The sequence below is a fragment of the Nocardiopsis sp. N85 genome (assembly GCF_028882275.1).
GTDB classification, from domain to species: Bacteria; Actinomycetota; Actinomycetes; order Streptosporangiales; family Streptosporangiaceae; genus Nocardiopsis; species Nocardiopsis lambiniae.
On the sequence record NZ_JARBUT010000027.1, the window covers coordinates 1 to 13,771 of the forward strand.

Consider the following 13,771-nt stretch of genomic DNA (forward strand, 5'->3'; position numbering starts at 1 on the left):
AGGTCACCGCGATGGTCCACCGGGTCCTGACCGACCGTTTCCCCTTCCCCTCCCGGTTCGAGAAGACCGACGCCTGACGGGTGATCTCACCCGACCCGGTGAGAGGTCGCTGGCGTGGTCGACCGGTACGGGGGCCAAGGCACCGGTCGGATGGACCGTGAAGGCGTCAGCCGCCCGGGTCAGACGTTGTCGGCGCCCCTGAGTGATCACGCCCTCTCGATCATCCCGCCGGCGGGTCCGCCCGGCCTCGGAGTGGGGCCGGGTGGATCTCGGTGGGAATGCCCGCCTCCTCCAGGAGCGCGGCGAGCAGGAGGACCTCGGTACGGGTGCCCTCGTACCCTTCCTCCCGCAGCGCGGCGACCGCCTCCCCGGCCTCGTGAAGGGTCATGCCGAACACGTCCCGAAAGGCCTTCGGGATCCTCCCGCTCCGGGTCCGGGGGTCCGCGAGGACCAGGCGGTGCGTCCCGTGCGACGCCACGATGACCGCGCGCACCCGCGTCGGGGCCGGGCCTCTCCCCCGATCACAGACCTCGCCACAGTCGCAGGACCATTCGAGCGTCCAGCGCAGCCGCCCGCCCGCGGCCTCCTGTGCCGCCCATCCGGCGCGGGAGGCGCCGCACGTTCCACAGCGCTCGGACAGCGGCGTGGCCTGTTCGTTCACGTGTCCTCCAAGTTTTCCAGAGGGCCACCGCCGGGCGGGGCCGGGACTCTCTCTTGAGCGGGCGGCGCGCGCCAGGGCGAGGACACCGGGAGGGCGGCCCGGCGACGCTCCCGAGGCGCCTCCGGGGGCACAGCACCGCTCCTCGGCAACGATTCCATGACGGAAAGACTCCGAGCGGACGCATCGTGTTTAATACGGACGAATCGGGCGAGTAAGGGCCTCCGTACGGACATCCCCATCCTCTGTGGAAACGGTGAGCTCCCCTCTCATGCAAGGGTTGACCGACGCCATCGGCGTCTTCAACAACGAACTCTTCTGGCCCCTGGTCATCGTGGTGCTGGTCGCCGCGAGCCTCTACTTCACCGTCCGGCTGGGGCTGGTGCAGTTCCGGCTCCTCCCCGCCATGTTCGGTGCGTTGGCCGGCTCGGGGCACGCGGACGACGGGAACAGGCGGTCCATCTCCTCCTTCCAGGCGTTCGCGGTGTCCGCCGCGGCCCGGGTGGGGACCGGCAACGTCGCGGGCGTGGCCACCGCGATCTCCCTGGGCGGCCCCGGCGCCGTGGTGTGGATGTGGCTCATGGCGTTCCTCGTCGGCGCCGCCAGCTTCGTGGAGTCCACGCTGGCGCAGCTGTGGAAGGTGCCCTACAAGGACGGCTTCCGGGGCGGCCCGGCCTACTACATGCAGTACGGACTGGGTAAGCGCTGGCTGGGCGTGGTCTTCGCGATCACCATCACGGTGACCTTCGGCTTCGTCTTCAACGCCGTGCAGGCGAACACGATCTCCAGCACCCTCGTCGGATCCGCGTCCGAGCTGGGCGCCGACACCGACGCCATGCCGTGGCTGCCCGCCGCCGTCGGCGTCGCACTGGTGGTGCTGACCGCGGGCGTCATCTTCGGCGGCATCCGGCGCATCGCCCACGTCGCGCAGCTGCTGGTCCCGTTCATGGCGCTGGCCTACCTGGTGCTGGGCGTCATCGTCGTGCTCATGAACATCGAGCAGATCCCCGGCGTCGTCTCGCTCATGTTCGCGCACGCGTTCGGCCTGCGCGAGGTCGCCGCCGCCGGTCTGGGCACCGCGATCATCCAGGGCGTGCGGCGCGGGATGTTCTCCAACGAGGCGGGGCTGGGTTCGGCCCCCAACGCCGGGGCCACAGCCAGCGTCAGCCACCCGGTGAAGCAGGGTCTGGTGCAGACGCTGGGCGTCTACTTCGACACCCTGGTCGTCTGCTCGGTCACCGCCTTCATCATCCTGCTCTCCAACCCCTCCTACGGTGAGAATCTGGGCGCCACGATGACCCAGGACGCGCTGGGCGCCAACCTCGGCGCCTGGGCGGTGCACGCGCTGACGGTCATCATCTTCCTGCTGGCCTTCAGCTCGGTGCTGGGCAACTACTACTACGGGGAGTCCAACATCGGCTTCCTCAACTCAAGCGAGAGGCTGCTGACCACCTACAAGTGGGTCTTCCTGGTGGCGACCTTCCTGGGCTCCATCGGCTCGATCCAGCTGGTGTGGACGCTGTCCGACACCACCATGGGGTTCATGGCCCTGCTCAACCTGGCGGCGATCGTGCCGTTGGCGGGCGTCGCGCTCAAGCTCCTCAAGGACTACACGGAGCAGCGCGGGCAGGGGCTGGACCCGGTGTTCACCGCCGACCGACTGCCGGAGCTGCCCAACGTCCGGTGCTGGGACCCGGCCCCGGAGCGGAAGGAGGAGGCCGGTGTCTGACCTCCTCCTCCCGCTCTCCCATCGCGTCCGCTACCTCCCGGCGCGCGGGGTGATGGCGTAGCCGTACTGCTCGGGCCAGCGGGGCGCGGCGCCGAGTTCGGCGGCGGCCCTGTTGGCCCAGTAGGGCTCGCGCAGGAGCCGGCGGCCGAGCAGGACGGCGTCGGCGCGGCCGGAGGCGACGATCTCCTCGGCCTGGGCCGGTTCGGTGATGAGGCCGACCGCTCCGGTGGGCATGCCGGTCTCGGCGCGCACCCGTTCGGCGAAGGGCACCTGGTAGCCCGGGGCGACCGGGATGCGCGCCTTGGGCGCCATACCCCCGGTGGAGACGTCGAGCAGGTCCACGCCCCGGGCCTGGAGTTCCTTGGCCAGGCGGACGGTGTCCTCGCCGGTCCATCCTTCGCGGGGGTCCTCGGTGTTCTCGGTGAGCCAGTCGGTGGCCGAGACCCGGAAGAACACCGGCAGGTCCTCGGGCCAGACCGCGCGCACCGCGTCGACGACGGCGAGCGGGAGGCGGAGTCGGTTCTCGAAGCTCCCCCCGTAGGCGTCGGTGCGGTGGTTGCCGACCGGGGACAGGAACGAGTTGAGGAGGTAGCCGTGGGCGCCGTGCACCTCCACCACGCGGAAGCCCGCGGCCAGGGCGCGTTCGGCGGAGGCGGCGAAGTCGGCGATCAGCCGCTCGATCTCGTCGACGGTGAGCTCGTGGGGCACGGGCAGGGGAGGGAAGGCCTCGGCGCTGGGCGCGACGGGGGTCCAGCCGCCCTCGTTCCCGGGGACGGAGCGGTGGCCGTTCCAGGGACGGTCGACGGAGGCCTTGCGGCCGGCGTGGGCGAGCTGGACGGCGGGGACCGCGCCGTGGTCGGCGATGGCGGAGGTGACGCGGGCGAAGGCGGCCTGCTGGGCGGAGTTCCACAGGCCCAGGTCCGCGGGGCTGATCCGACCCTCGGGCCGCACGGCGGTGGCCTCCGCCATGACCAGGCCGGTCCCGCCGGCGGCGCGGGAGGCCAGGTGGGTGAGGTGGAAGTCGGTGGGCACACCGGCCTCGGGACCCTGGTCGGCGGCCGAGTACATGCACATCGGGGCCATCCACACGCGGTTGGGGATGGTCAGTGACCGCAGGGTCAGCGGGGTGAACAGGGAGCTCACGGCGGCTCTTCGCTCCTCGGTGCGGGGGAGTCCGGCGGACTTTTATACGACGAACATCGTACTACGGTGTTCATCGGACCATCGCGTCGCCCCCGCGCAGGTGCGCGCCGAACCCGCGCAGGGCGTCACGGATCGCGTCGGGTTCGTGGACGGTGACCCCGGCGGCCAGGAACGCCAGGGGCGGCAACAGCCACTCCCAGGTGTCGGTCATCACCGCGACGCGGGTCCGGGCGTCGTCGAGGGCCTCGAACTCGGCGTCGTGCTCGGCGAAGGCGTCCGCCACCGCCGCCGAGGGCGCGTCCACGGTGAGGACGACCCGGGTACGGTCGCGGTCCAGCCCTCGCCGCAGATAGTCCGCGGCGGTGTCGGCGGGCAGCGGTCGCGGCCCGTGCACCCCGTGCGTCACCCGCAGGTCGGCGACGCGGTCCGTCCGGAACAGCCGCCAGTCCTCCTTGTCGACGTCCCAGGCCAGCAGGTACCACCGCCGTCGGTGGTGGATCTGGCGGTGCGGCTCGACCCGCCGCGAGGAGACCTCTCCCGTGCGGCCCCGGTAGTCGAAGGCGACGATCCGTCGACGCCGGACGGCGTCGGCGAGGGTCGACAGGTCCCGGGCCGCGGTGGCCGGACCGGGCACGGTGGTGCTCTCCAGGCTCTCGCGGAGCCGGGCGGCGCGGTGCCGCAGCCGGGCGGGCAGGTACTGGTCGACCTTGCCGTAGGCGCGGGTCGCGGCCTCCTCCACGCTCCCGCCCTCGGCGTCGCCTCCGACGGCGAGGGCGGCGAGCCCCAGGAGGGTGGCGACGGCCTCGTCGTCGTCGAACACCAGCGGCGGCATGGCCGCGCCCGCCACCAACCGGTAGTGGCCGCCGGGCCCGGGGCGGGTGCTCACCGGATAGCCGTAGCCGCGCAGGCGTTCGACGTCGCGGCGCAGGGTCCGGGGGCTGATGTCGAGCCGCGCGGCCAGTTCCTCCCCGGTGAAGGAGCGTCCGGACTGGAGGGTGGTGAGCAGGGCGAGGATGCGCCCGGTGACGTCCGCCATGGGTCCAGTCTCGCCGAGATCGCGGTCGTTTTCCGGCCGCATCCGGTTCTAGCCTCGCCATCATGGAGACGACCGGCATGGAGACGAGGGACGACCCGGTGATCCGCCTGCGCGGCGTGCGGACCAACAACCTGAGGTCGATCGACCTCGACGTGCCCCGTGGACGCCTGGTGGTGTTCGCGGGGGTGTCGGGGTCGGGCAAGTCGTCGCTGGTGTTCGCCACCATCGCGGCCGAGGCCGGGCACCGACTCAACGAGACCTTCCCGCCGTTCGTCCGGGACCGGCTTCCCACGTGGACCCGGCCCGACGCGGACCGGATCGAGGGGCTGTCCCCCGTGGTCGTCGTCGACCAGCGGCGGCTGGGCGGCAACGCCCGCTCCACCGTCGGGACCGTCACCGGGATCTGGACGTACCTGCGGCTGCTGTTCTCCCGGATCGGCACGCCGCACGTGGGCGAGGCGTCCCGGTTCTCGTTCAACGACCCCGCCGGGATGTGCCCCACCTGCTCCGGGCTGGGCGAGGTCGTGGTGAGCGCGATCGACCGGTTCCTCGACCTCGACCTGTCCCTCGCCCGGGGGGCGATCCGCGTCCCGGGGTTCGGCGACGGCCGGCACTGGTACGAACGCTACGCCGACGTCGGGTCCTTCACCGCCGACACCCCGCTGCGGGAGTGGACGGAGGACGAACGCCGGGCCCTGCTGTACGGCGGTGAGCACGCGGCGCGGCTGGGCGGCCGGCCCGCCAGGGAGTACGAGGGGATCGTGGAGCGCTTCGAGCGGATCCACCTGCGCGCCGCCGGCGAGACGTCCGACCGCAAGAGGGAGACCACGGCGCGGTTCACCCGCTCCGGGGTCTGCCCGGAGTGCCGCGGCGACCGACTGAACGAGGCGGCCCGTACCGCCACCGTCCTGGGGTCCACCCTCGGGGAACTGGCCCGTACGGAGATCGCCGACCTCGCCGCCCTGGTGGCGGAGGTGGACGACCCCGCGGTCGCGCCCGTCGTGGCCGAACTCGGGGAACGCCTGCGGGCCATGGTGGAGATCGGCCTGGGGTACCTGCACCCGGGGCGGGCCACCACGAGCCTGTCCGGCGGGGAGTCGCAGCGGGTCAAGACCGTCAAGCACCTGGGCGGCGACCTCGTGGAGATGATCTACGTGTTCGACGAGCCCACCGTCGGCCTGCACCCGAGCGACGTCGCGTCGATGACCGGGCTGCTGGCGCGGTTGCGCGACCGGGGGAACACCGTGCTGGTCGTCGAGCACGACCCCGCCGTCATGGCCGTCGCCGACGAGATCGTCGAGATCGGACCGGGCGCGGGCGCCGACGGGGGTCGGATCGTCCACCGGGGGTCGTTCGAGGCGCTGCGGGCCGCGGGCACCGCGACCGCCGCCGCCCTCGCGGCGCGGACACCGGTGCGCGCGGAGCCGCGACCGTCCGCCGGGGCCCTCACGGTGCGCGACGCCACCCGCAACAACCTGGGGAACCTCACCGTGGACGTCCCCCTCGGGGTGCTCACGGTGCTCACCGGCGTCGCCGGGTCGGGCAAGTCCAGCCTGGCGGCGGAGCTCATCGCCGGCCACGGGGCGGTCGTGATCGACCAGCGGCCCGTCACCGTCAACCGGCGTTCCACACCCGTCACCTACACCGGTGTCGCCGCCCCGCTGCGCGCCCTGTTCGCCGCGCACAGCGGTCTGCCCGCCGGCCGGTTCAGCGCCAACTCCGACGGGGCCTGCCCCGAGTGCCGCGGGCTGGGCACGGTCCGCACGGACCTGGCGTTCCTGGAGAGCCGGGAGACCGTGTGCCCGGTCTGCGACGGCCGCCGCTTCACGGAGGAGGTGCTCCGCCACCGGGTCGGCGGGGCGTCCATCGCCGACATCGACGACCTGACGGTCACCGAGGCGATCGGACGGCTGCCCGACGACCGGATCCGCGCGGCGCTGCGCCGGCTCGACCGGGTCGGTCTGGGCCACCTGCGCCTGGGCCGCCCCCTCACGAGCCTGTCGGGCGGTGAGTGCCAGCGCCTCAAGATCGCCCGGGAACTGCGGGAGGCCCCCGAACCGGCGACGTACGTGCTGGACGAGCCCACCACGGGCCTGCACCCGGGCGACGTCGCCGTCCTGCTCGACGTCCTGGACCGGCTCGTCGAACAGGGGCACACGGTGGTCGTGATCGAGCACGACGTGGACGTCATGCGGCACGCGGACCACATCATCGACCTGGGCCCCGGACCCGGCGCGCGCGGCGGACGGATCCTCTACCAGGGCCCGCCCGCGGGTCTGCGCGGCACCGCCACCGCCGACGCGCTACACGGCGGGTGAGCCCGCCCGGGGCAGCGCCCGCCCGTTGCGGTGGACGTACTCCCGTCCCGTGTCCAGACGGTAGAAGGTCACCGGGGTCCAGGTCAGCGTGTCCGCGGGGCGGGTCGCGTGGACCCCCGGGCCGACCGCGACCAACGGGTGCTCCCGAACGGGTTCGGGCTCCAGGGCGGCCAGCGGACCCAGGGCGGTCACCCGGAGCACCGGCCCGTCCGCGCTCTTGAGGACCTCCAGGCGTTCGGCCGCGTTCTCGTACACGCCCAGGTGGGGGGTGATGTCGACGTCCACCGGGACGGCGGGCGGCGCCAACGCCTCCTGGATCCGCACCCCGGCCAGCGTGTCGAAGACCTCCCCGTACAGGTCCCGGTAGAGGTCGCGGGCGCGGCCGCCGTTGGTGAGCAGGACGACGGCCGTGCCGATCTCGGGCAGCAGGCGCAGGAAGGCGGACTGGCCGAAGGTGTTGCCGTCGTGGCCGATCAGACGGTGCCCGTGCCAGTCGTGGCGGATCCAGCCCAGTCCCCAGGAATCGCCGAGGGTGTGGGGGTCGGGCACCTTCACCTGGAACTCCGTCATGGCGCGCACGGTGTCCTCTTCGAGGATCCGGGTCCCGTCGGCGGTGACGCCGCCGCGCAGGTGGACGGCGGCGAAGCGCAGCACGTCACCGACGTCGGCGGTGACGCCGCCAGCCGGTCCCACCGAGCGGGGCAGCCCCCACCGCGCGGCGCGCACCGGCTCGGGCAGGCCCGTGACATGGCCGATCGCGGCGTCGTGCAGCAACGCGTCCTCGGGGAGGGTGCCGGTGCGCTCCAGCCCCAGGGGGACGAAGAGGCGTTCGCGCATCGCCTCGTCCCAGACCAGTCCGGTGAGCCGTTCGATGATCCGGCCGAGCAGCACGAAACCGGAGTTGCAGTAGGAGAAGGTGGCGCCCAGGGGGTGGACGCGGGCGGCCTCGGGGAGCGCGGCGACGTACCGCTCGATCGCGTCGTCGCCCCGGCCGGTGTCGGTGAACAGGTCGCCGTCGATCCCGCTCGTGTGGGCGAGCAGGTGGCGCACGGTCACCCCGGCCGTGGTCGCGGCCTCGGACGGGACCGCCTCGGGCAGGATCTCCGCGACCGGGGTGTCCACGGTCAGCAGCCCCTCCTCGACCAGACCCATGATCACGGTCGCCGTCCACACCTTGGTGATCGATCCGATCTGGAAGGCCGAGCGCGTGCCGACGGGGTGGCCGGTGCCGGCGTCCAGGACGCCGTGCGCGACCGCGATCGTCTCCCCGCCCCCGTCGGGGGTCGGGCGCAGCACGCCCAGTTGGGCGCCGGGCACACCGTGACGCCGCGCGAGATCGGACAGCCGGGCGGTCCAGTGGTCGGGGTCGAGGGGGGTGGTCGGGTCGTGAGGCAAGGCGCTCCCCTGTCGGTCGTGGCCGGTGGGACTCCGCGCGGCCCGCGCCCGAGACCCACGGCCACCCTAGAGGGCCGGAGGGTCGACCCACCGGGCATCGCGGCCGGTCGCGGCCGGGGGTTCGACGGGGCCGGGTGCCCCGGCCGCGAATCGTCCTCGATGAGCGCCTCACACCGTCAGTCGTGGCAGTGGCCCGCCCCGCCTTCCGGAGCGCGGTGGGCGGAGGTGCCCGGCGGGACGTCCAGGGTGGGGTTGCGGTCGAAGAACCCCACCGGCCACAGCTGGAACCCGGGGCGGGCCACCGGGATGATCGACCGGTCCTCCGGCCGGGGAGCGTGGGTCAGCCCGAAGGTGTGCCGGACCCCGACGTCCTCCCCGTCGATGGTGCGGCCCGCCGGGATGTGCTGGACACCGGTCATCTGGGGCGGATGCTGCGCGCGGAGTTCGGTGAGACCGTCCCGCAGATCCGCGCCCGCGCAGGCTCCTGAGGGACCGTTCAGCCGCGTTCGACGAAGGCGGCCGGCCGGGCCGGGGAGGACGCGAGCCCGGCCGCGTGGTCCTCGGGGGAGATCCCGGGCGGAACGTCCTCGGCGGTGACGGTGACCAGGGTGGTGGCGCCGTCGGAGGCCGGCCGCCAGGTCATCGTCGTGGTCCCGGCGAAGGCGGGATCGTCCGATGCGAAGACCACGCGCTGGACGACCCGCTCCTCGGGGACCAGGTCCACGAACCCGACCTCGACGACGTCGGTGTCCGCGTCGGTCTTGCCGCGTCCGGGATCCCGATAGGTGAGGGTCATCCGGTATCCGCCGCCCGGACGCGGGTCGAAGCGCTCCACCCGGCCGGTCATCCCCTCCGGGGGCAGCCACCGTTCCAGGGAGCGCGGGTCCATCAGCGCCCGGTGGACGACGTCGGCGGGGGCGCCATCCGGAGCTCCCCGCGATCCACGCGTCGCCCGTCCATGACGGTCCTTCCCGTTCCCTCGACGTCCCATCAGACTCGCACACGGCGGTGACCGTCGGCCCGGGGCCGGTACGCGATGCGGCGTGCCACCGAACCCTCGGCCGGGGCGGAGCACGGCGTGGCCCCGCCCCGATCGGACGGGGCCGCGCGTCGACCGGTCGCCGTGACCGGCTAGTTCTTACGGGCGACGCCGCCGTACTCGGCGACCGGGCGGATCTCGCCGATCTCGGTCTCGGCCGGACGCCACAGCGAGCAGGAGACCACCCCGGGCTCCAGCAGTTCCAGGCCGTCGAACAGCGCCTCGATGCCCTCCGCCGAGCGGATGGTGAGCTTGGGCGTTCCCTTCTCGTTCCAGGCCGCCGCGACCTGGTGGGCGCGCTCGCGGTCGATGTCGTCGGTGGGATGCGAGATGACCAGGTGGCTGCCCGGGGCCAGCGCGCCCAGCAGCGTGTCGAGAATGGCGCGGACCTCGTCGTCGTCCTCGACGAAGTTCACCACGCCGAGCAGCATGAGACCGACCGGCCGGGACAGGTCGAGGGTCTTGGCCGCCTCGGCCAGGATGCCCTTCGGATCGCGCAGGTCGGCGTCGATGTAGTCGGTGACGCCCTCCTCGCTCCCGGTGAGCAGGGCACGGGCGTGCGCCAGCACCAGCGGGTCGTTGTCGACGTAGACCACGCGGGCGTCCGGGGCGAGGGACTGGGCGACCTCGTGGGTGTTGTCGAGGGTGGGCAGACCGGTGCCGATGTCCAGGAACTGCCGGACGCCCTCCTCGCGGACGAGGTGGGTGACGGTGCGGACCAGGAAGGCCCGGTCGGCGATCGCGTTGTCCACGATCTCGGGGAAGAACGAGCGGATCTGCTCGCCCATCTCCCGGTCCACCGGGTAGTTGTCCTTGCCGCCCAGCCAGTAGTTCCAGATGCGGGCGTTGTGGGGGATGGTGGTGTCGATCTTCGAGGGCCGACCCTCGGGCGTCTCCGGGGACACGTTCCTACTTCCTGTCCTGATCGGGCACTGATGGCCGATCGCGCACGGTACGCCGATCAGTAAACGGTTCCCGGGCCCCGTGGGGCAAGCGTGGGACGCCGCTCATCGCACTTTTCTTCAGATTCTCCTCTTTTTCTTACTATTACGGACATGGCGACCGCATCGGTGCGCCTCGTGTGAAAACCACGGGCGTTCCGTCGTCGGGAGCGATAGTTTGCCGGTCGACCGACCACGATCCGGGGAGCCACCCGTGAAGCACTCGACACCGGAATTCGCCGCCATCGCCGAGAAGGGCACGGTGCTGCGCTGCCAGGTCGGCTCCGGCGTGCACGGCGTCACCGTCACCGACCAGGACGACCGTGACGAGATGGGCCTGTGCGTCGAGCCCCCCGAGTACGTGGTCGGCCTGCGGACCTTCGAGCAGTACATCCACCGCACCCGACCCGAACACGTGCGCTCGGGCCCCGGCGACCTCGACCTCACCGTCTACTCGCTGCGCAAGTGGATGCGCCTGGCGCTGGAGGGCAACCCCACCGTGCTGCTCCCGCTGTACGTGCCCGAACACGAGATCGTCGAGATCACCGACGTCGGCCGCGACCTGCGCTCCCGGACCGACCGCGTCCTGTCCCGTCGGGCCGGCCACCGGTTCCTGGGCTACCTGCGCGCCCAACGCGAGCGGATGGAGGGGACGCACGGCGGCAAGCACACCAACCGGCCCGAACTCGTGGAACGGTACGGTTTCGACACCAAGTTCGCCTACCACATGGTGCGGCTGGGCGTCCAGGGCGTGGAACTGCTGGAGACCGGTCGGCTCACCCTGCCCATGCCCGAACCCGACCGGACGTGGCTGCGCGAGCTGCGCAGGGGCGAGCACACCAGGGCCGAGGCACTGGAGCGCGCCCGGGACCTGGAGGAGCGACTGGTCGTCCTGTGCGAGACCGCCGAACTGCCCGCCGACCCCGACACCGACTGGGCCGACCGCTGGCTCGTGGACACCTACCGTCGGGCCTGGGACCGGGGATGACCGCGCAGGTCGCGGCACCCGCCCCGGCGCGGCGACCCGGCAGGGGGGAGATAGGGTGACCCCCCGTAGAGGTACGCGCGCCGGTCGAGTGCCGGGCAAGAGCGAACGTGAGGAGAACCAACCGTGATCGGAACCATCGCCTTCGTGCTGATGTGCGTGAGCCTGTCGATGATGTTGATCGCCGGCATCGTCGCCACGCTGGTCAAGACCCGCTAGCGAACGTTCGGGCGCGCCCCGGCGGGGTGCGCCCGTCGTCTCACGACGGGTCGACCTCGATGAGGTCGTGACGGGCCAGTTCGGCCCCGTCACCTCCGATGACGACGACCCTCCCGTCGGCGATCTCGTACCGCGTCTCCCCCGCCCGCGCCGTGTACCCGTCCCCGTCGCGCTCGGCGGGCACCACCATGGGCTCGCCGGTGCCGTCGAGGAACTCCCCGAAGTAGTACAGGGCGCCGGTCCCGTCGGCGCACAGGACGATCCGGTGCCGCTCGGTCTCATAGGACTCCACCAGGGGCCCGTCCCCGGAACCGGGAATGAGCGCGGCCACCCGGTCCGGGCAGGGCCGCTGGGGCGGAGGCCCCGTCGACGCCTCCTCCTCGCCCTCGCCCCCGGGCAGCACCCACCAGAGCACGATGAGGGTCAGGCCGAGCGCGCCGAGCGCCAGGGCCCGCACCGTCCCGGGCGACACACGCGGCCACGTCCGTCGGCGTTCGCCGGGGACCACCGGCAGCGGCGCCGTGGTGGCGGAGGGAGGGGCGGGGTTCGGGGGCGTCGGGGTTCCCGGGGGCGGGCCCGCCGTTCCCCCGCCGGCCCACGCCCTCGGGACGTGGCCGCCCGCGACGGCACCGCCCGAACCGACACGCCCCGACCGCCGTCCCGGCCGGTCCGGCGCGGGGGCGGGCGGCTCCATCACCCGGACCGACGGCAGGTCGTCGGGGAGCGTCGGCGGCGCGGCGGACCCCTGGAAGACCTCGGTCCCCACCGGAGCGGCCAACAGGTCCGCCGGGCCCTCCTCCCGGGCGACCACCGTGCGGACGGTGTCGCACACCAGGCAGGCCCGGCTCACGGGTTCGTTGAGGGCGGCGCAGACCCCGCACCGCCAATCGCCTTCCGCCACGGGTCCTCCCCCGGATCAGCCCCCACCGTACGACGCGAGACCCCCGGAACGGGCCGGAACGACGGAATCCGCGCGCTTCGGAGGTACCCCCACAGATGACACGGAACCCTTACGAAACCCCCGTCACGGTTGCCACTTCCGGCCACACCCTCCTCCCCCGCCGGTGACCTCGTCTCTTACCGCCCGTCCCGGGAACCTGGCCGTCGAGGCCATGGCCCGAACCGTACCGGTCGGGGATCCTCGGAACCATGGCCCGGAACCTCGTTCGCGCACACCCCTGCGACGGTCCCACCCTCCGTGGCGGCCGCTGCCTCCGCCCCCGCCTCAGCCCGCCCTGCGCCGACCACACCCCGCACGCCCTGGCCCGCCGGGTCGAACCGGACCCGTGGACGCGCCGTCCCGAACCGTTGCGCGCCCCTCGACGCCGCGGCCTGTCACTGCGCGCCCTGCTCCCCACCCCCTGGCCGGTCCCCGTCGACGCCCCGGGCAACGCCGAACACGTCCGCCACTGGCTCACCCCGCGCGCCCGCGCCGCCGTGGACTGCTTCGCCTCGCTTCTGCCCGCCGAACGATGGCGGCGGGTCTGCTCCCCGGCCCACCGCGCCGACTGTCCCACCCTGGAGGCGCTGGCCCGCGTCTGTGAATCCCCCACCGCCGTCACCGTGGGGGCGCTGCGGCGCATCGCCGACGACGGCCTGGTCGACCTGGCGCCCACCCCCGAGCACCGCATCGCCCGGGACCTGGCCCGGGCCAAGGAGGAACAGCTCGGGTTGCGGGCCTTCGTCCCGGGAGCCGCTGTCGAGCGTCCCGGGCCCCACCTGGCCGACCTGGCCCTGTCCCTGCGCCTGCTGGGGGTGCTGGCCTGCGCCGTCCAGGGCCGGGCCCGATGGTGTCCGTGCCTGGCGACGTTGCTGGCGCGCGGCCCGCTGCCGGAGCCGACGGCGGTGTTCGACCTGGCGACCCGGTTCGCCACCCCCTACGGTCCGGGGTCCGGCGCCTGAACGTCCCGCGACCGGGCGTTGTATCGGCGGTGTACCCCTTTTATCGACGGCGTTCCCAGGATGTGGTGCACGGTCACCCGCACGGCCTCGTGTCCCGGGTGTCCGGATCACACCCCCCATGAGAGGAACGTCCGATGCGTCGATTCATCACCTCCGCCGGCGACCGCCTGCTGACCGGTCTCGTCCCCCGTGCTCGGGCCTCGGCGGTGGTCTGCTGGTACGAGTACCTGCCCATCAGCAGCCCCTGTTACCGCCGCTACTGCTGCACCGGCGGCGGCATCCCCGGCGGCAGCCACTGCACGGGTTACAGCCGCTGCTGATCCGCCGGTGATCAGGCGATGTACCGGCCGTGTACCCGGTATGTCGCCGACACCGCCGGAATCGCGTCCGTGCGTCCGGCGCCCCG

General features: G+C 73.0%; 13 protein-coding genes. 5 read left to right on the top strand and 8 right to left on the bottom strand.

What is annotated here, in order from left to right:
• Positions 1 to 220: 220 nt before the first annotated feature.
• On the bottom strand, positions 221 to 661 hold the full coding sequence (locus PWG71_RS26295) for a hypothetical protein (RefSeq protein ID WP_274812712.1): 441 nt from the start codon (positions 659 to 661) through the stop codon (positions 221 to 223).
• Between the two features lie 268 nt (positions 662 to 929).
• On the opposite strand from PWG71_RS26295, the gene PWG71_RS26300 reads away from it, so the two are divergent.
• Positions 930 to 2,387, top strand: a complete 1,458-nt coding sequence (locus PWG71_RS26300) for an alanine/glycine:cation symporter family protein (protein ID WP_274812780.1) — start codon at positions 930 to 932, stop codon at positions 2,385 to 2,387.
• A 30-nt stretch (positions 2,388 to 2,417) separates the two neighbouring features.
• Here PWG71_RS26300 and PWG71_RS26305 read toward each other — a convergent pair whose 3' ends face one another.
• Together PWG71_RS26305 and PWG71_RS26310 are read right to left on the bottom strand one after the other, a co-directional pair.
• On the bottom strand, positions 2,418 to 3,530 hold the full coding sequence (locus PWG71_RS26305) for an NADH:flavin oxidoreductase/NADH oxidase (RefSeq protein ID WP_274812713.1): 1,113 nt from the start codon (positions 3,528 to 3,530) through the stop codon (positions 2,418 to 2,420).
• A 70-nt stretch (positions 3,531 to 3,600) separates the two neighbouring features.
• The gene (locus tag PWG71_RS26310) at positions 3,601 to 4,566 is read right to left on the bottom strand and encodes a helix-turn-helix transcriptional regulator (protein WP_274812714.1); all 966 of its coding nucleotides are present in this window, start codon (positions 4,564 to 4,566) and stop codon (positions 3,601 to 3,603) included.
• Between the two features lie 62 nt (positions 4,567 to 4,628).
• On the opposite strand from PWG71_RS26310, the gene PWG71_RS26315 reads away from it, so the two are divergent.
• The gene (locus PWG71_RS26315) at positions 4,629 to 6,884 is read left to right on the top strand and encodes an ATP-binding cassette domain-containing protein (RefSeq protein ID WP_274812715.1); all 2,256 of its coding nucleotides are present in this window, start codon (positions 4,629 to 4,631) and stop codon (positions 6,882 to 6,884) included.
• Here PWG71_RS26315 and PWG71_RS26320 read toward each other — a convergent pair.
• The 4 genes from PWG71_RS26320 to PWG71_RS26335 all read right to left on the bottom strand — a co-directional run bounded on the left by PWG71_RS26320 (position 6,870) and on the right by PWG71_RS26335 (position 10,223).
• Positions 6,870 to 8,279, bottom strand: coding sequence for a serine hydrolase domain-containing protein (locus PWG71_RS26320; protein ID WP_274812716.1), 1,410 nt, complete (start codon positions 8,277 to 8,279; stop codon positions 6,870 to 6,872). The genes PWG71_RS26315 and PWG71_RS26320 overlap by 15 nt on opposite strands.
• 176 nt (positions 8,280 to 8,455) lie before the next feature.
• The gene (locus PWG71_RS26325; RefSeq protein ID WP_274812717.1) at positions 8,456 to 8,698 is read right to left on the bottom strand and encodes a copper amine oxidase; all 243 of its coding nucleotides are present in this window, start codon (positions 8,696 to 8,698) and stop codon (positions 8,456 to 8,458) included.
• Between the two features lie 77 nt (positions 8,699 to 8,775).
• A complete protein-coding gene (locus PWG71_RS26330) occupies positions 8,776 to 9,168 on the bottom strand; it encodes an SRPBCC domain-containing protein (RefSeq protein WP_274812718.1) in 393 nt (130 codons plus the stop codon).
• Between the two features lie 242 nt (positions 9,169 to 9,410).
• Positions 9,411 to 10,223 (bottom strand): SAM-dependent methyltransferase, encoded by an 813-nt coding sequence (locus tag PWG71_RS26335; RefSeq protein WP_274812719.1) that lies wholly within the window; start codon positions 10,221 to 10,223, stop codon positions 9,411 to 9,413.
• A gap of 250 nt (positions 10,224 to 10,473) precedes the next feature.
• On the opposite strand from PWG71_RS26335, the gene PWG71_RS26340 reads away from it, so the two are divergent.
• Entirely contained in the window at positions 10,474 to 11,247 is a 774-nt protein-coding gene (locus tag PWG71_RS26340; RefSeq protein WP_274812720.1) for a nucleotidyltransferase domain-containing protein, read from the top strand.
• Between the two features lie 256 nt (positions 11,248 to 11,503).
• Here PWG71_RS26340 and PWG71_RS26345 read toward each other — a convergent pair whose 3' ends face one another.
• Entirely contained in the window at positions 11,504 to 12,364 is an 861-nt protein-coding gene (locus tag PWG71_RS26345; RefSeq protein WP_274812721.1) for a zinc finger Ran-binding domain-containing protein, read from the bottom strand.
• A gap of 248 nt (positions 12,365 to 12,612) precedes the next feature.
• Between PWG71_RS26345 and PWG71_RS26350 the strand changes: the two genes are divergently transcribed.
• Positions 12,613 to 13,365 carry a hypothetical protein gene (locus PWG71_RS26350; RefSeq protein ID WP_274812722.1) on the top strand — a complete coding sequence of 251 codons (753 nt, stop codon included), beginning with the start codon at positions 12,613 to 12,615 and terminating at the stop codon, positions 13,363 to 13,365.
• Between the two features lie 134 nt (positions 13,366 to 13,499).
• On the top strand, positions 13,500 to 13,685 hold the full coding sequence (locus PWG71_RS26355) for a hypothetical protein (RefSeq protein ID WP_274812723.1): 186 nt from the start codon (positions 13,500 to 13,502) through the stop codon (positions 13,683 to 13,685).
• The last annotated feature ends 86 nt before the right edge of the window (positions 13,686 to 13,771 follow it).